This window comes from Janthinobacterium sp. TPC_1, assembly GCF_056037845.1.
The window spans coordinates 2,446,490-2,462,086 of the sequence record NZ_CP195157.1 but is presented as its reverse complement, the minus strand read 5'-3'; the positions used below and the strand labels follow the sequence as shown (position 1 = coordinate 2,462,086).

At 62.9% G+C, this 15,597-nt stretch carries 13 protein-coding genes and 1 pseudogene; 5 read left to right on the top strand and 9 right to left on the bottom strand.

The annotated features are described in order from the left end of the window. Positions 1-128 precede the first annotated feature (128 nt). Together ACQVLG_RS12060 and ACQVLG_RS12055 are read right to left on the bottom strand one after the other, a co-directional pair. Positions 129-533 (bottom strand): hypothetical protein, encoded by a 405-nt coding sequence (locus tag ACQVLG_RS12060; protein WP_474294727.1) that lies wholly within the window; start codon positions 531-533, stop codon positions 129-131. Then, the gene (locus ACQVLG_RS12055; RefSeq protein ID WP_474294726.1) at positions 490-1,614 is read right to left on the bottom strand and encodes an FUSC family protein; all 1,125 of its coding nucleotides are present in this window, start codon (positions 1,612-1,614) and stop codon (positions 490-492) included. The genes ACQVLG_RS12060 and ACQVLG_RS12055 overlap by 44 nt, the downstream gene beginning before the upstream one ends. A 170-nt stretch (positions 1,615-1,784) precedes the next feature. Between ACQVLG_RS12055 and ACQVLG_RS12050 the strand changes: the two genes are divergently transcribed. Then, positions 1,785-2,192, top strand: a complete 408-nt coding sequence (locus ACQVLG_RS12050) for a hypothetical protein (RefSeq protein ID WP_474294724.1) — start codon at positions 1,785-1,787, stop codon at positions 2,190-2,192. Positions 2,193-2,391: 199 nt separating this feature from the next. On the opposite strand, the gene dxs is transcribed toward ACQVLG_RS12050, so the two are convergent. Genes dxs through ACQVLG_RS12035 form a run of 3 tightly spaced genes read right to left on the bottom strand, consistent with a single transcriptional unit; the run spans position 2,392 to position 5,423 of the window. Further along, the gene (dxs, locus tag ACQVLG_RS12045; RefSeq protein ID WP_230541550.1) at positions 2,392-4,260 is read right to left on the bottom strand and encodes a 1-deoxy-D-xylulose-5-phosphate synthase; all 1,869 of its coding nucleotides are present in this window, start codon (positions 4,258-4,260) and stop codon (positions 2,392-2,394) included. Beyond that, positions 4,261-5,172: a polyprenyl synthetase family protein gene (locus tag ACQVLG_RS12040; RefSeq protein WP_474295629.1), complete on the bottom strand. Its 912-nt coding sequence runs from the start codon at positions 5,170-5,172 to the stop codon at positions 4,261-4,263. After that, positions 5,172-5,423 (bottom strand): exodeoxyribonuclease VII small subunit, encoded by a 252-nt coding sequence (locus ACQVLG_RS12035; RefSeq protein WP_034784821.1) that lies wholly within the window; start codon positions 5,421-5,423, stop codon positions 5,172-5,174. The genes ACQVLG_RS12040 and ACQVLG_RS12035 overlap by 1 nt, the downstream gene beginning before the upstream one ends. 406 nt (positions 5,424-5,829) lie before the next feature. Between ACQVLG_RS12035 and ACQVLG_RS12030 the strand changes: the two genes are divergently transcribed. From ACQVLG_RS12030 to ACQVLG_RS12020, 3 genes and pseudogenes are all read left to right on the top strand, one after another. Next, a complete protein-coding gene (locus ACQVLG_RS12030) occupies positions 5,830-6,930 on the top strand; it encodes an aromatic ring-hydroxylating oxygenase subunit alpha (RefSeq protein ID WP_152284338.1) in 1,101 nt (366 codons plus the stop codon). A gap of 60 nt (positions 6,931-6,990) precedes the next feature. After that, on the top strand, positions 6,991-7,914 hold the full coding sequence (locus ACQVLG_RS12025; RefSeq protein WP_230541553.1) for a DMT family transporter: 924 nt from the start codon (positions 6,991-6,993) through the stop codon (positions 7,912-7,914). 6 nt (positions 7,915-7,920) lie between these two features. Then, positions 7,921-8,781, top strand: a pseudogene (locus ACQVLG_RS12020) (sulfurtransferase). Positions 8,782-8,828: 47 nt separating this feature from the next. Here ACQVLG_RS12020 and ACQVLG_RS12015 read toward each other — a convergent pair. Both ACQVLG_RS12015 and ACQVLG_RS12010 read right to left on the bottom strand, forming a co-directional pair. Further along, a complete protein-coding gene (locus ACQVLG_RS12015; RefSeq protein WP_474294720.1) occupies positions 8,829-10,565 on the bottom strand; it encodes an ABC-F family ATP-binding cassette domain-containing protein in 1,737 nt (578 codons plus the stop codon). Between the two features lie 276 nt (positions 10,566-10,841). Further along, entirely contained in the window at positions 10,842-11,600 is a 759-nt protein-coding gene (locus tag ACQVLG_RS12010) for a ZIP family metal transporter (RefSeq protein ID WP_076568336.1), read from the bottom strand. On the opposite strand from ACQVLG_RS12010, the gene ACQVLG_RS12005 reads away from it, so the two are divergent. Beyond that, positions 11,512-11,862 (top strand): hypothetical protein, encoded by a 351-nt coding sequence (locus ACQVLG_RS12005; RefSeq protein ID WP_474295934.1) that lies wholly within the window; start codon positions 11,512-11,514, stop codon positions 11,860-11,862. The two genes, ACQVLG_RS12010 and ACQVLG_RS12005, sit on opposite strands and share 89 nt — an antisense overlap. On the opposite strand, the gene ACQVLG_RS12000 is transcribed toward ACQVLG_RS12005, so the two are convergent. Both ACQVLG_RS12000 and polA read right to left on the bottom strand, forming a co-directional pair. Beyond that, positions 11,840-12,724 carry a dienelactone hydrolase family protein gene (locus ACQVLG_RS12000; protein WP_474294718.1) on the bottom strand — a complete coding sequence of 295 codons (885 nt, stop codon included), beginning with the start codon at positions 12,722-12,724 and terminating at the stop codon, positions 11,840-11,842. The genes ACQVLG_RS12005 and ACQVLG_RS12000 overlap by 23 nt on opposite strands. Before the next feature lie 31 nt (positions 12,725-12,755). After that, positions 12,756-15,521, bottom strand: a complete 2,766-nt coding sequence (gene polA / locus ACQVLG_RS11995; protein WP_474294716.1) for a DNA polymerase I — start codon at positions 15,519-15,521, stop codon at positions 12,756-12,758. Positions 15,522-15,597 lie beyond the last annotated feature (76 nt).

The following is a 15,597-nucleotide window of genomic DNA, read 5'->3' as shown; positions in this document are numbered from 1 at the left end:
ATGCTGCCAATTGTAAATGATAACTATTACTATTCGCATTTACAAGACAGGAAGATCAAAACTCGGCTGTTTTTTTGACGTGCGTAAAAATTTCGGGCAGCCTGTCGCATCTGCGTCACGCCGCTCGCTTATGCGGGAGCCGCCACCGTGGACGGCTGCGCATGCACATGCTCGCGCAGCAAGCCGCGCAGCAACTGCACTTGCCCCACGGCGTCGGCCTGCAAGGCAGTCAACCCCTCGGCCGCACAGGGCCCGGGCGCAGATGCCGGAGGGACACCGCGCAGCAAGGCATCAATTTCAGCACTGACTTCGGCAATCCACTGCTGCAGCTCGGGCGTGGCCGGCTCGGCCTGGGGACTCAGGCTGATGCGCGCCGTGCTGCCCGCCACGCGGCGCAGCAGCGGCAAGGTGCGCAGCGCCGCCAGGCCCACGCCGCTGCTGCGGTCGAGGCGGCGCTCGATGCGCAAGCGCTGCAAGACTTGTTCCGCGTTATTGCTGGCCAGCCAGCCCCGCCTCGCGGCGCAGGCGCGCAATCGCGCTATCCCACTTACCGCCGGCCGCCAGCACGGCCAGCAAATATTTCAGGTTGGCTGACACGGCTTTTGCCAGGCGCTGGTCCAGGTCGTCCGCCTCGCGGTCCGGCCACAGGAAGAACGTGGCCAGCAGGGCCAGCACGCAACCGAGCACATTGTTGCCCAGGCGGCTCATCGCATACACCATCTCGCTGGCTGGCGCCGCATAGTCGGCCACCAGCACGAAGGCGGGCGTCATGAACAGCACGTGCAGGCTGTAGCTGACGCGGCGCAAGGCCATGGTGGCGACGATCAGGGGAAACACCACCAGCGAAATCGCCAGCGGGGTGTGCACGGCCAGGCCGATCAGCACGGCCAGCACGGCGCCCAGCACGCTGCCCGCCACGCGTTCGATGCCGCGCGGCCAGGTGGTCGACACCGACGGCTGCAGTATCAACAAGGTTGCCATGGTGGCCCAGTAGCCGAAGGGAATGTGCAGCGCCTCGACCAGCAGGAAGCCGGCCGTCGTCGCCAGCGACACGCGCGCCGCATGGCGCCAGCTCAGCGACCGCGGCGTGGCGTTGACTTTCGCCGTCTGCCACGCCTGCCCCAGCGCCAGGAAAGCCGCCTCGCGCCACGGCAGTTGCGCCGCGCGCGGCAAGCCCAGTTCCATGAAGTCGACATTCAGGCGCAGCGGCAGCAAGGCGCCCAGCGCCGCTTCCAGGCGCCGTCCGCAGCCGGCCAGGCGGCGCTGCAATTCCAAGGGCGGCGTTTCCGGCTGGCGCTGCACGGCTTGCCCCAGGCGGCGCAGCAACACGGCCATCACTTCCAGGCTGCGCCGCGCGCGCGGGTCCTGGCGCAGGCGCTGCTGCTCGCGCTCGCACGTATGCGTGACGGCGATCAGATAGGCGAAGATGCGCTCGGCGTCGCTGAGCGCCAGCAGCAGGTTGTCGTACAGGGCGCTGCGCCCGGCGCGCGCGGGCGGCACGGCGGCCCAGCGCCACGCGCGCCGCTTCCAGCGAGGCGCGCGCTTGCGAACGGTAGCTGGCGCCATGCGCAGCGGCGTCCGCCTGCGGCGCGTCATGTTCGAGGAAGCGCGCATTGTCGCGCGCGATGCCGGCCAGGCGCGAATACGCGGCGCGGATGGCGCGCCGGGCGGGGCTGAACGGGTGGATGCGCCAGATGGTAAAACTGAGCACGGTGGCGAACAGGCAGCCGAACATGTACAGGCCCAGGAAAGGCGCACTTTGCGTCATCGATGCCAATGGGTGGGTGACCATCACGACGCAGGCCGTGGCCGCCAGAATGGCCACCTGCGCCGTGGCCGCGCCCCAGATGCGCGCCAGCGCGCCGGCCCAGGAAAACAGCAGCACGGCGATGGCTGCCGCCGCCATGCCGTGGCCGGCCGCCAGCGCCGTCAGGCCGCCGGCCACCGTCGACAGCAGGCCGAAGCCCACCATCGAGACGAAACGCATGCGCCGCGTGCCCGCCGCGTCGGCCAGGCAAGTCCAGAAGGCGCCGATGGCGGCCCAGGAAAAATCGGGATGGTCGAACAGCAAGCCCAGCAGCAGCATGGCGCTGGAAGCGCAGGCGGCCCGCAAGCCTTCGGACAAGTTCGTTTCGTCGATGGCCAGGCTGACCATCCACAGGGGTCGGCGCTGCGCCAGGGTATCGGTGTAGGCGTGCATGCCCGTCAGCCAGCGGCTTGCCAGCATGCGCGAACGGCGGTGGAGTTTCCTGAAATGCAAGATCGGCTTTGAAAGGGTATCAAAGCGTCATCGTAGCATTCCCGGACGAAAAATGTTGCAGTGCAGCGTAAAATCCCTGCGGAAGAAAAAAAACGGCACCGCAGTGCCGCTTTTCATGCGGACAAGCAATCTTAGCTGACCATCGCCAGGCGCGGTCCGGCTGCCGGGAAACGCTGCTCGATCGAGGCCGCGATACCGGCAGCGTCCAGGCCCACGCTTTTCAGCAGTTGCACGGGGTCGCCGTGGTCGATGAAGACGTCGGGCAAGCCCAGCATCAAAATCGGCTTGACGACCCCTTCCGCCGCCAGGGCTTCGGCCACGGCCGAACCGGCGCCGCCCATGATGCAGCCCTCTTCGACCGTCACCAGATAATCATGCTCGGCAGCAAGCTGCTTCACCAGCGCCACGTCGAGCGGCTTGACGAAACGCATGTTGGCCACCGTCGCGTCGAGCTTCTCGCCCGCCGCCACGCTCGGCGCCACCATCGAGCCGAAGGCCAGGATGGCGATGCGCTTGCCGTGGCGTTTGAGTTCGCCCTTGCCGATCTCGATGCTGGTCAGTTCCGGCACGATGGCCACGCCGGCGCCGGCGCCGCGCGGATAGCGGATGGCGGCCGGACCCGGGTAGTGGTAACCCGTCGTCAGCATCTGGCGGCATTCGTTTTCGTCCGACGCGGCCATGACGACCATGTTCGGGATGCAGCGCAGGAACGCCATGTCGTAATTGCCCGCGTGCGTGGCGCCGTCCGCGCCCACGAGGCCGGCGCGGTCCAGCGCGAACGTCACGTCCAGGTTTTGCAGGGCCACGTCGTGGATCAGCTGGTCATAGGCGCGCTGCAGGAAGGTCGAATAGATGGCCACGACGGGTTTCAAGCCTTCGCAGGCCAGGCCCGCGCCGAAGGTCACGGAATGCTGTTCGGCAATACCAACGTCGAAATACCGGGTCGGGAATTGCTGTTCGAACTTGACCATGCCCGAGCCTTCGCGCATGGCGGGCGTGATGCCCACCAGGCGCTTGTCGTGCGCGGCCATGTCGCACAGCCAGTTGCCGAACACTTCCGTGTACGTCATCTTGGCCGGCGCCGTGGCCGGCTTGATGCCTTCAAGCGGATTGAACTTGCCCGTGCCGTGGTACAAGATCGGTTCCGCCTCGGCCAGTTTGTAGCCTTGCCCCTTCTTGGTCACCACGTGCAGGAATTGCGGACCCTTCAATTGCTTGATATTTTGCAAGGTCGGGATCAGCGAATCGAGGTCGTGGCCGTCGATGGGGCCGATATAATTGAAACCGAATTCCTCGAACATGGTGGCGGGCACCACCATGCCCTTGGCGTGCTCTTCGAAGCGCTTCGCCAGTTCCAGCACGGGGCCGGGCAAGACGGACTTTCCGACATTTTTCGCCGCCGCATAGAACTGGCCCGACATCAGGCGCGCCAGGTGGCGGTTCAGCGCGCCCACGGGCGGCGAGATCGACATGTCGTTGTCGTTCAAAATCACCAGCAAATTGACGTCTTCCTGCACGCCAGCATTGTTCATCGCCTCGAAAGCCATGCCGGCCGTCATCGAGCCGTCGCCGATCACGGCGATCGCGTGCAGCGGGTCGCCCTTGATCTTGGCGGCCTGCGCCATGCCCAGCGCGGCGGAAATCGACGTCGACGAGTGCGCCGTGCCGAAGGTGTCGTATTCGCTCTCGTCGCGCTTGGGGAAGCCGGAAATGCCGTCTTTCTGGCGCAAGGTATGCATGCGCTCGCGCCGGCCGGTGAGAATCTTGTGCGAATAGGTCTGGTGGCCCACATCCCAGACGATGCGGTCGTGCGGCGTGTTGAACACGTAATGCAGCGCAACGGTCAGCTCGACCGTGCCCAGGTTGGACGACAGGTGGCCGCCCGTCTTGGAAACGGAATCGAGCAGGAAGCTGCGCAATTCCTGCGCCAGCGGCACCAGTTGCGAGCGGGCCAGCTTGCGCACTTGCGCTGGTTCATTGATGGTTTCTAACAGTTTCATTTATGCCTTCCGCTGCACGACCAGGTCTGCCAGCTCGCGCAGACGGCGTGCCTTGTCCCCGAATGGCGCCAGCGCCGCATGGGCGTCGCACCGCAATTGTTCTGCCAGGGCCTGCGATGGTTCCAGCCCCAGTATCGATACGTAAGTGGGCTTGTTGGCGGCCGCATCCTTGCCCGCCGTCTTGCCCAGGGTGGCCGAATCGGCCGTCGCGTCGAGCACGTCGTCGACCACCTGGAAGGCCAGGCCAACGGCGCGCGCATAGGCGTTCAGCGCCGTCATCTCGTCTGCCGTCAAGTCCTTGCCAGCCAGCGCACCGAGGATCACGGCCGCGCGCAGCAAGGCGCCCGTTTTGAGTTGATGCATCTGTTCCAGCTGCGGCAAGGTCAAGGCCAGGCCGACGCTGTCGAGGTCGATCGCCTGGCCGCCGCACATGCCTGCCGAACCGGAGGCGTGCGCCAGCAGCTTGATCATGGCCATTTGCCGCGCTGGAGGAATGGCCGCGCCGTCGGCCAGCAGCATGAACGCTTGCGATTGCAGCGCGTCGCCGACCAGCAGGGCCGTCGCTTCATCGTAGGCGATGTGCACGGTGGGCTTGCCACGGCGCAAGGCATCGTCATCCATGCACGGCATATCGTCATGCACGAGCGAATACACGTGAATCATTTCCAGCGCGCAAGCAGCGCGCGCGAGGGTATCTTGATCGGCATCAAACAGTTCGCCAGCCGCCATCACCAGCAGCGGGCGCACGCGCTTGCCGCCGCCCAGCAGCGCATAGCGCATGGCCGCGTGCAGCTTGTGCGGCACCACGTCTGCCGCCGGCAGGAACTGGTCGAGCCGGCCTTCCACGCCGGACTGGGTGGCTTGCATCCAGTCGCCGAAGGTCACGCCGGTGTTATCTTGTACGCTGGCCATCATTGTGCGGCCTCGCCGGCATCGACGAACGGTTTCAACATGTCGCCTTCCAATACTTTCACCTGCGCTTCGACACTGTCGAGCTGGCTTGCGCAATACTTGACCAGTTCCGAGCCGCGCTGATACGCCGCGACCGATGCTTCCAGCGGCAACTGGCCCGCTTCCATTTGCGTTACCAGCTGCGCCAGTTCCGCCATTGCCTCTTCAAACGAGGCCGGCGCTGCGGCAGCGGCAGTTAATTTCTTCGACATAGACTCAGATCTCTTCGTGGCACGAGGGGCTTGTAGGGAGACGCCGGGGACTCCCGGCCAGCATAGAAGCGTTATTTTAGAACAAACCACACTATTAAGTGAAAACTAAAGCGCAATCGGCGTGCTCAAAGGGGAAGACGTTGCCAGCTTGTCAGTGGATTTTAGCGCAATCGCCCCCATTCGCCGGAAATGACACGGCAAATGACAATGTTTCTCATTAAAGTACCCTATTTGCCGGGGGGTTTTGGCAATGCCGAGGCCGATCCGCGCTATAATCGCCGGTTCTGTCCGAAATACCGTTTCAACAAATTTGAATTCAGGTCTTTGCGGATTCTTTCTCTCTGTAGCGGCTGCCAAGGAATGGCCTGGGGCACTGCTGACCGTTGTACATTTATGGGGGGTTGGGATGTCCGATCTGGCTACTCACGCCAAGCTGGCGCGTTCAAACGCGCAACTTCCGGTCCACGTCTATTTTGACGAAACGCTGTTGCAGCGTGAAATGCAGCAATTGTTCCAAGCCGGCCCGCGCTATGTCGGGCATGAGCTGATGGTGCCGGAAACCGGCGATTTTGCGACCCTGGCGTCTGAGAACGAAGGGCGCATGCTCGTGCGCAACGCCAATGGCATCGAAGTGCTGTCCAACGTGTGCCGCCACCGGCAGGCGCTGATGTTCAATGGCCGCGGCAATGCCAATAACATCGTTTGCCCGCTGCACCGCTGGACCTACGACCTCAAGGGTGAACTGATCGGCGCGCCGCACTTCCCCGAGACGCCGTGCCTGAACCTGTCGAAAACGCCGCTGCAAAGCTGGAATGGCTTGCTGTTCGAGCAAAATGGCTACAACGTGATGGAAAAATTGAAAGATTTGTCCGTCTCGAAAGACCTCGATTTTTCCGGCTACATGTTCGACCACGTGGAAATCCACGAGTGCGACTACAACTGGAAGACCTTCATCGAAGTCTACCTTGAGGATTATCACGTGGAACCGTTCCACCCGGGCCTGGGCAGCTTCGTCAGCTGCGATGACCTGCGCTGGGAATTCGGCAAGGATTACAGCGTGCAAACGGTCGGCGTGCACCGCGGCCTGCAGCAGGCCGGCTCGCCTGCCTACAAGAAATGGCAGGAGCAGGTACTGCAATTCCGCGGCGGCGAAGCGCCACCGTATGGCGCCATCTGGCTGACCCTGTATCCGAACATCATGGTGGAATGGTATCCGCACGTTCTGATCGTCTCGACCCTGTGGCCCGATGGTCCGCAAAAGACGCGCAACGTGGTGGAGTTCTATTACCCGGAAGAAATCGTGCTGTTCGAGCGCGACTTCGTCGAAGCGGAACGGGCTGCCTACATGGAAACCTGCGTCGAGGACGATGAAATCGCCCAACGCATGGATGCGGGCCGCAAGGCCCTGATGGCGCGCGGCGTGAGCGAAGTGGGCCCTTACCAATCGCCCATGGAAGACGGCATGCAGCATTTCCACGAGTGGTACCGCAGCAATATCGAACTGTAATTAGCAGAAGGGCCGCATTGCGCGGCCCTTTTTTTATCCTCTCATTTTTTCAGGAATCCAATGCAATCGTTGTGGATGCTTTTTGCAAGTTTTATGTTCGCCATCATGGGCGTGTGCGTGAAGCTGGCGTCGGATCTGTATTCGACCTCCGAAATCGTCATGTACCGCGGCATCATCGGCATGCTCGTCATGAGCTGCACGATTCTGTACCAGGGCGGCAGCTTTAAGACCACGATGCCGGGCCAGCATCTGTGGCGCGGCGTGGTGGGCGTGATCGCCCTATGGCTGTGGTTTTATGCGATCGCCATCCTGCCGCTGGCCACGGCCATGACGCTCAATTACATGGCGCCCATCTGGATCGCCGTGATCCTGCTCGCCGGCGGCTGGTGGAAAGGCATGAAACAGGTCGAGTGGCCGCTGGTGGCGGCGATTGCCATGAGCTTTGTCGGCGTGACCCTGCTGCTGCAACCCGTGTTTGAGACGGAGCAGGCGGCCGGCGCCATCACGGCCTTGATTTCCGGCATGCTGTCCGCCCTCGCCTACCTGCAGGTACGCAAACTGGGCTTGCTGGGCGAACCCGAATACCGGGTCGTGTTCTATTTCTCGGTCGTCAATTTCCTGGCCGGCGTGATTGGCCACGTGGCCAGCGCCGGCGGCGGCCCCGTCGTCTGGCATGCACACACGAGCGCCTACGGCATTGGCTTGCTGGCCGCCATCGGCCTGTGCGCCACCATGGCGCAGATGGCCATGACGCGCGCCTATCGCCTGGGCAAGACCCTCGTTGTTGCTAATTTGCAATACACAGGCATCGTCTTTTCCAGCTTCTGGGGCGTGGTGATCTTTGGCGACTTGTTCGACTGGCATGGCTGGACCGGCATCGGCATCATTCTCGCCTCGGGCATCGCGGCAACCTATTACAATACCCGCAACACGGCCCGTGGCGCGGCCATTGCGCGCACGGATCCCATCGCCAGCGAAGTGTAAGGAGTCATGACCTTGTATACGACCTTGATCAACAGCAATGATTTGTCCAGCCACCTGAATGACAGCAACTGGGTCATCCTCGATTGCCGCCACGACTTTGCTCAACCCGACAGCCGGCAGCGATGCGTTTGCCGCCGGCCACATCCAGAATGCGCAGTTTGCCGATATCGATACGGCCCTGTCCGGCCCCAAGACGGCGCGCGGCCCGGCATTTACGGGCCGGCATCCATTGCCCGACCGCAACGTCCTGCTGGCCGCCCTGCGCGGCTGGGGCATCGATGACGATACGCAAGTGGTGGCGTACGATGGCCAGGGCGGCATGTTCGCCGCCCGTTTGTGGTGGCTGTTGCGCTGGCTCGGCCACCCGAATGTGGCCGTGCTCGACGGCGGCCTGGCCGCCTGGCAGGCGCAAGGTTTACCCTTGGTTACGCCCGTGGCACCGCGCCCTGTCGGCAAGCTGACGGAAAAAGCCAGCCTGGTGCGCACGGTCAGCGTGCAAGACGTCGTTGCCAACCTGGAAACCCAGGCCTTGACCGTGATCGACGCGCGCGCCCCCGACCGCTACCGGGGAGAGAACGAAACCATCGACCCCGTGTGGGCGGCCATATCCCCGGCGCGAAAAACCGTTTCTTCAAGGATAACCTGCAAGCGGATGGCCGCTTTAAAAGCGCGGAAGAACTGCGGCGCGACTTCGGCGCCCTGTTTGATGCACCGCAAGCGGCCGTCATGCAATGCGGCTCCGGCGTGACGGCGTGCCACAACCTGCTGGCCCTGGAAGTGGCCGGTTTGAAAGGCGCGTCCCTGTATCCTGGCTCGTGGAGCGAGTGGTGCGCCGATCCGGCGCGGCCGGTGGCGACGGGCGACTAAAAAAAAAAAAGCGGACCTCGGTCCGCTTTTTCATGCCCGGTGGATAACTATGACGTTATCCCCAGCGATTGATTCAACTGCTCCAGCTCCGCCTGCCACGCCTGCTGGCTGGCCGGCTTCTGGTGGCGCGGTTTTCGCGCCAGGTCTTCCGCCAGCAATTGCTCCAGTTCGCACAAGCGTTCCAGCTGCAGGTCGATGTCCGTCAGTACCACGGACGCATGCTCCACGCGCGCCACTGGCGTCAACGCTTGCCCATCTTCCACACTCAGCCGTGCATACGCGCTGGCCGCGTCCGGCCACTCTTCCAGCTGGCCATCGGCCACCACCCAGTAACGGTTGCAAGCCGTTTCGATCAGGTCGCGGTCGTGCGACACCAGCAGACAGCCGCCTGCAAAGCCGCGCAAGGCTTGCCCCAGCTCCGCCTTGCCCTGCATGTCCAGGTGGTTGCTGGGTTCATCGAGCAACAATAAATGATAGCTGGCCAGCGACAGCCCCAGGAACAGCAGCCGCGCCCGCTCGCCGCCGCTCAGGGTCGCCACCGTCTGGCCATGGCGCGCATACGGGAAACCGGCCGCAATCAAGGCTTGCTTGCGCGCCACCTGGCTGCGCGCAGCTTCGTTTTGCACGGCAAACGGGTACAGCGCGTCGGACAAATCGGCCGTATCGGCCAGTTGCCTGAGCGACTGGTCGTAATAGCCGATATTGGCCGCCTTGTGGTAGCGCAAGTCGCTGCGCTCCTCCTGCGCCTGGATCGCTTGCCAGCACAGGCGCAGCAGCGACGACTTGCCGCTGCCGTTGGCGCCCAGCAAGGCGACCCGGTCGCCCGGCTTCAGCCACAGCTGGCCGGCCTGGAACAGCACGGGAGAAGCGGGCACGGCGCGCACGTCCAGCCCGTCGAGCGCCAGCAGCTGGTCGGCCGCCAGCGCCTTGCCGCGCAGGCTCAAACGCCAGGGTGCGCCATCGCTGACGAACGATTGCTCGTCCTGCAGCTTGTCGATGCGCCGCTGCATGCTTTTGGCCTTGCGCGCCATGCCGACGTTATCGTAGATCTTGCCCCACAGCGCCAGGCGGGTGCTGCTGACGGCCAGGCGGTCGATTTCCTTCTGTTCCGCCGCATGCCGGGCGGCAGCGGCCACATCGGCTTCGGCCAGCGCCGCCAGCGCGGGGCCGCACGGCAAGTCGAAGTCGTACAGGCGGCTATCGCGCAAGATCCAGCTGCGCGTGGCCACGTTGTCGAGCAGGCGCTGGTCGTGCGAGACGAGGATGAAGGCGCCGCGCCAGCGCAGCAGGAATTGCTCCAGCCACAGCAGCGACGGCAAATCCAGGTGATTGCTCGGTTCATCGAGCAGCAGCACGTTCGGCTCCTGCAGCAGGGCGCGCCCCAGCAGCAGCCGCGTGTGCTGGCCGCCGGACAGGGAATGCACGGGCACTTGCGCCGTCTCGTGCTCGAAGCCCAGCTCGGCCAGCAGGCTGTCGACGCGCCAATGCAGCTCGGGCTGGTCCAGCACGGGCGCCAGCAAGGCGTCGTACAGGCTCAGCTTGGCAAGTTCCGGCGGCAAGTGTTGCTCCACGTGCTGCAAGCGGCAGGCACGAGAATAGTGGATGGTGCCGGCAGTGGCTTCCCGCGTGCCGCTGAGCAAGCCCAGCAAGGTGGATTTGCCGCAGCCATTGTGGCCGATCAGGCCGATGCGGTCGCCCTGGCGCAAGGTAAAGGCGAGTTCATTGAAGAGGAAACCGTCGTGGGTATCCAGTTGTAAAGCTTGTGTCGAGATAAGGGTAGTCATGGCTCTTGTCTTTGTTCGGGATGCAAGCATCCGCGTTAACAGGAGCGCTAACGACAACGGAGTACCAGGAAAGGACTCGTAGAGGAGGGTAACTTTGCTCTGGCCAGGTTATCGCAGCGCGATAGAACGTGGGCAAGAGCTGGCAAATGCGCTAAATGAGCGTGCGCGCCACAAGGCGAGCAACAAGTTTTCTTCCATTATATTTTCCTCCTTTCTGGGCAAGTTAGTCAGAAAGGCAATATAGCATAGGTGGCACTGCGCCGACAGAACGGCGTATCAACCGCCGTGGCGCTTGTGCGTCAAAAACAGCACGATGCACACGCCCAGCGCGATCAGCAGCACTTGCGGGATGGTTTCACGCAAGGTGGCGCGGCGCTGCATCTGCGGCATCAGGTCGGACAGGGCAATATAGATGAAGCCGGACGAGGCGAACACGAGCACGTAAGGAATCAGATTGCTGGCGCGGTCCAGGGTGAAATAGCCGAGCAGGCCGCCCGCCACCGCCATCATGCTGCACAGCAAGTTGAACACATAGGCGCGCAGGCGCGAAAAACCGGCGTTGAGCAGCACGATGAAGTCGCCGATTTCCTGCGGGATTTCATGCGCGATGATGGCCAGGCCCGTTACCAGGCCCAGTTTCGGGTCGGCCAGGAAGGCGGCCGCGATCAAAATGCCGTCCGTAAAGTTGTGCATGCCGTCGCCGACCAGGATCATCCAGCCGGCCTTGCCCGCCTCGTGCTTGTCGTGGCCGTGCGCATGGTGGTGGCCATCGCCTTCGTGGTGGTGCGAATGGCGCAAAATCGCGAACTTTTCCAGCATGAAAAAGGCCAGCAAGCCCGCCAGCAGGGTGGCGAACAGGCTGCGCGGATCCGCCTGGGACTCGAACGCTTCCGGCAAGGCGTGCAGCAAGGACGTCGACAACATGATGCCGACGGACAAGCTGACCATGCGCTCGACCACCTTGGACAGGAATGCAAACGAAAAGATCGCCGCCGCGGTAATGCTCAACACGCCCGCGATCGTGGTCGCGAGCAAAATGGATAAAAGGACGGGATCGATGATTTTCTTACCTCAAAATGGCGCCGGGTCATGGGCGCCCGCGATGCTGGCGTCTGGCCTGATGACTATTGCTTATTATTTACATTTGCGCGTCTGGCGGCAGCGTAGCGCGATGAAGATGCAATTGTACTGCATTTACTCGAACCGGGCATTTTACAGCCCGGTGCGCTTTTCGCGGCAACTTCTGGAAAATGCAGGTATTTTCTGTTGCGGTATTACGCCACGCCGTGTGCCTTGAACCAGGTCAGGCAGCGCGCATAGCCGTCTTTCGCATCGGCCGCCACGTAGCTGGGGCGGTAATCGGCATTGAAGGCGTGGCCCGCATCGGGATAGACGACGAATTCCGACTTGTTGCCGCCCTTGGCCAGCGCGTCTTTCATCTTGCCGATCGATTCCTGCGTAATGCCCGTATCCTTGCCGCCATACAAGCCCAGCACAGGGACCTTCAAGGTGCCGGCGACGTCGATGGGGTTGCTCGGCTGCAAGGGAGTCGGTTCGCCCACGAGGCGGCCATACCAGGCCACGCCCGCCTTGACGGCCGGATTGTGCGCCGCGTACAGCCACGTGATGCGGCCGCCCCAGCAAAAACCCGTGATGCCCAGGCGGCTCGTATCGCCGCCATTCTGTTTCGCCCACGCAACAACCGCATCGAGGTCCGCCATCACTTGCGCGTCCGGCGTCCGGGCGATGATGCTTTTCATCAATTCCGGAATGCTGGCCACCTTGGTGGGATCGCCCTGGCGCACGAACAGGTCGGGCGCCAGCGCCAGGTAGCCCTGCTTGGCGAAGCGGCGCGCCATATCGGCGATATGTTCATGCACGCCAAAGATTTCCGAAATGACCAATACCACGGGCAAACCCGTCTTGCCTTCCGGCTGGGCCGCGTACACGGGCACGGCCTGGCCATCGACCATCACCGACATGGTGCCCGTGACGAGGCCGGCGGAATCCGTCTTGATGACGTTTTGCGCCGCCACGGGCAGCACGGCCACGGCAAAGCCCGCCCCCAGCGCCACCTTCAGGAAACCACGCCGGCCGTCCGGCCCGGACACGCTGCTCTGGCCCAGCAAACTTTCACAATCGGTGATCATGTCGCTCATGCGCTTCTCCTGAAAATGTTGCGTTTATAAATTAGTGCGCTTCGTCCCAGTTGCGTCCTACTCCCACCTCGGCCGTCAACGGCACTTTCAGCGCGGCCACGCCCGCCATCAGTTCCGGCAGCTTGCGCTTGACCAGTTCCAGCTCCGCGTCCGGCACTTCCAGCACCAGTTCGTCGTGCACCTGCATGATCATCTTCGTTTGCAAGCCATCCGTTTCCAGCCAGCCTTGCACGGCGATCATGGCCAGCTTGATCAGGTCGGCGGCCGTGCCCTGCATCGGCGCGTTGATCGCCGCCCGTTCCGCGCCCTGGCGGCGCGGGCCGTTCGGCGAATTGATTTCCGGCAACCACAAACGGCGGCCGAACACGGTTTCCACGTAGCCGCGCGCCTTCGCTTGCTGGCGCGTGTCTTCCATGTACTGTTTCACGCCGGAAAAACGGGCAAAGTAGCGGTCGATATAGCTTTGCGCGGCCGTGCGGTCCACGCCCAGATTACCGGCCAGGCCGAATGCGCTCATGCCGTAGATCAAACCAAAGTTGATCACTTTGGCATAGCGGCGCTGTTCGCTCTGCACTTCCGCGGCCGGCACGCCGAAGATCTCGGCGGCCGTGGCGCGGTGAATGTCGATGCCGTCGGCAAACGCGCGCAGCATGGCTTCATCGCCCGAGATATGCGCCATGATGCGCAATTCGATCTGTGAATAGTCGGCCGAAACGATGTGGCTGCCCGGCGGCGCAATGAAGGCTTCGCGGATGCGGCGGCCTTCCGCGCTGCGGATGGGAATGTTCTGCAAGTTCGGGTCGTTCGACGCCAGGCGCCCCGTCACGGCCACGGCTTGCGCATAGTTCGTGTGCACGCGGCCCGTGGTGACGTTGATCATCTTCGGCAATTTGTCCGTGTAGGTCGACTTCAGCTTGGCCATGCCCCTGTATTCCAGCAGCACTTTCGGCAGCGGATAATCCTCGGCCAGCTTTTGCAGCACTTCCTCGTCCGTCGACGGCGCGCCCGTCGGGGTTTTCTTGACCACTGGCAACTTCAGCTTTTCAAAGAAGATTTCGCCGATCTGCTTGGGCGAGCCTAAATTAAACGGCTGCTCGGCCAGTTCATACGCCTTCTTTTCCAGCTCCAGGATTTTGACGGCCAGCTCGGCCGACTGGATGTTGAGCAATTCGTCATCGATCAGCACGCCGTTGCGCTCGATCTTTTGCAAGACCACGGCCGTCGGCATCTCGATCTTTTCATAGATGAAGGTCAGCTTCTCATCATTGGCCACATTGCCCCACATGGCATTGTGCAAACGCAAGGTCACGTCGGCATCCTCGGCCGCGTATTTCGCCGCCTGCTCCACCTCGACCTGATTGAACGTGATCTGCTTGGCGCCCTTGCCGCACACGTCCTCGAACGGGATCGTCGTGTAGTTCAGGTGGCGCAGGGCCAGGCTGTCCATGTCGTGTTTCTTGTGCGACTCGAACACATACGATTCGAGCAAGGTATCGTGGGCGATGCCGCGCAGGGTCACGCCATGGTTGGCGAAGATGTGGCTGTCATACTTGAGGTTCTGGCCCAGCTTGGGCTTGTTCGCGTCTTCCAGCCACGGGCGCAATTTCGCCAGCACGTGTTCGCGCGTCAACTGCTCGGGCGCGCCCGCGTAGTCGTGCGCCAGCGGGATGTAGCAGGCGCTGTGTTCGGCGACCGAAAGGGAAATGCCGACCATTTGCGCCGTCATCGGTTCCAGCGAGGTGGTTTCCGTGTCGACGGCCGTCAGGGCAGCGGCATCGATCAGGGCGATCCATTTATCGAGCTGTTCATCCGTCAACACGGTTTCATACACGGCCTCGACTGCTGGGGCCGCGTCGGCGAACATGTCGCCCGTCGTGTTGACGGCGGAAACGCCGGCGGCAGGCGGTGCGCCAACGGGCGACATCGGCGGCGGCGTGGCGCCCAGTTCGCGCAGCAGGGCCTTGAAGCCGTAGCGCTGGAAAAAGGCCAGCAAGGCTTCCTTGTCTTCGTGCTTCGCCACCAGCGAGTCGGCGATGGTCGTCATGTGTTGCGACAAATCACAATCGGTCTTGACGGTGATCAAGGCGCGCGCCTGCGGCAGCCATGGCAGGGCCGTGCGCAGGTTTTCCCCCACGGCGCCGCCCACATTGGCCGCGTTTTCCATCACGCCTTCCAGGCTGTCGTACAGGGTCAGCCATTTGACGGCCGTCTTCGGGCCGCATTTCGACACGCCGGGCACGTTGTCGACCGTATCGCCGATCAGCGACAGATAATCGATGATGCGGTTGGGCGGCACGCCGAACTTGACCAGCACGGCCGCCTCGTCGAGCTTTTCGTTGCTCATGGTATTGATCAGGGTCACCTGGCTGTTGACCAGCTGCGCCAGATCCTTGTCGCCCGTCGACACCACCACGTTCATGCCGGCGGCGGCCGCCTGCACGGCCAGGGTGCCGATCACGTCGTCCGCTTCGACGCCGTCGACCATCAGAATCGGCCAACCCATGGCGCGCACGGCTTCGTGGATCGGTTCGATCTGCAGGCGCAGATCGTCCGGCATCGAGGCGCGCGTGGCCTTGTATTCAGGATACATGTCATCGCGGAAAGTTTTACCCTTGGCATCGAAGACGCAGGCGATGTAGGCGGCCGGGTAATCGGCGCGCAGGCGGCGCAGCATGTTGACCATGCCGTGCATGGCGCCCGTGGGATAGCCGTCCGGGCTGCGCAGGTCGGGCAGCGCATGGAAGGCGCGATAAAGGTAACTGGAACCGTCGACTAACAGCAGCAGGGTGTTTTGCATAATGCCAATAAAATAAGGTGAGCGCGCCCGCCCAGGGAGCAGAGCGGCGGGCGGGTGGAAGTTCGCCCAATTATCG

Coding starts and splice junctions, on each gene's coding strand:
- ACQVLG_RS12055 (WP_474294726.1), bottom strand. CDS start 1,614: ATGCGCGCTTCCTCGAACATGACGCGCCGCAGGCGGACGCCGCTGCGC.
- dxs (WP_230541550.1), bottom strand. CDS start 4,260: ATGAAACTGTTAGAAACCATCAATGAACCAGCGCAAGTGCGCAAGCTG.
- ACQVLG_RS12040 (WP_474295629.1), bottom strand. CDS start 5,172: ATGGCCAGCGTACAAGATAACACCGGCGTGACCTTCGGCGACTGGATG.
- ACQVLG_RS12035 (WP_034784821.1), bottom strand. CDS start 5,423: ATGTCGAAGAAATTAACTGCCGCTGCCGCAGCGCCGGCCTCGTTTGAA.
- ACQVLG_RS12030 (WP_152284338.1), top strand. CDS start 5,830: ATGTCCGATCTGGCTACTCACGCCAAGCTGGCGCGTTCAAACGCGCAA.
- ACQVLG_RS12025 (WP_230541553.1), top strand. CDS start 6,991: ATGCAATCGTTGTGGATGCTTTTTGCAAGTTTTATGTTCGCCATCATG.
- ACQVLG_RS12015 (WP_474294720.1), bottom strand. CDS start 10,565: ATGACTACCCTTATCTCGACACAAGCTTTACAACTGGATACCCACGAC.
- ACQVLG_RS12005 (WP_474295934.1), top strand. CDS start 11,512: ATGCGCTCGACCACCTTGGACAGGAATGCAAACGAAAAGATCGCCGCC.
- ACQVLG_RS12000 (WP_474294718.1), bottom strand. CDS start 12,724: ATGAGCGACATGATCACCGATTGTGAAAGTTTGCTGGGCCAGAGCAGC.
- polA (WP_474294716.1), bottom strand. CDS start 15,521: ATGCAAAACACCCTGCTGCTGTTAGTCGACGGTTCCAGTTACCTTTAT.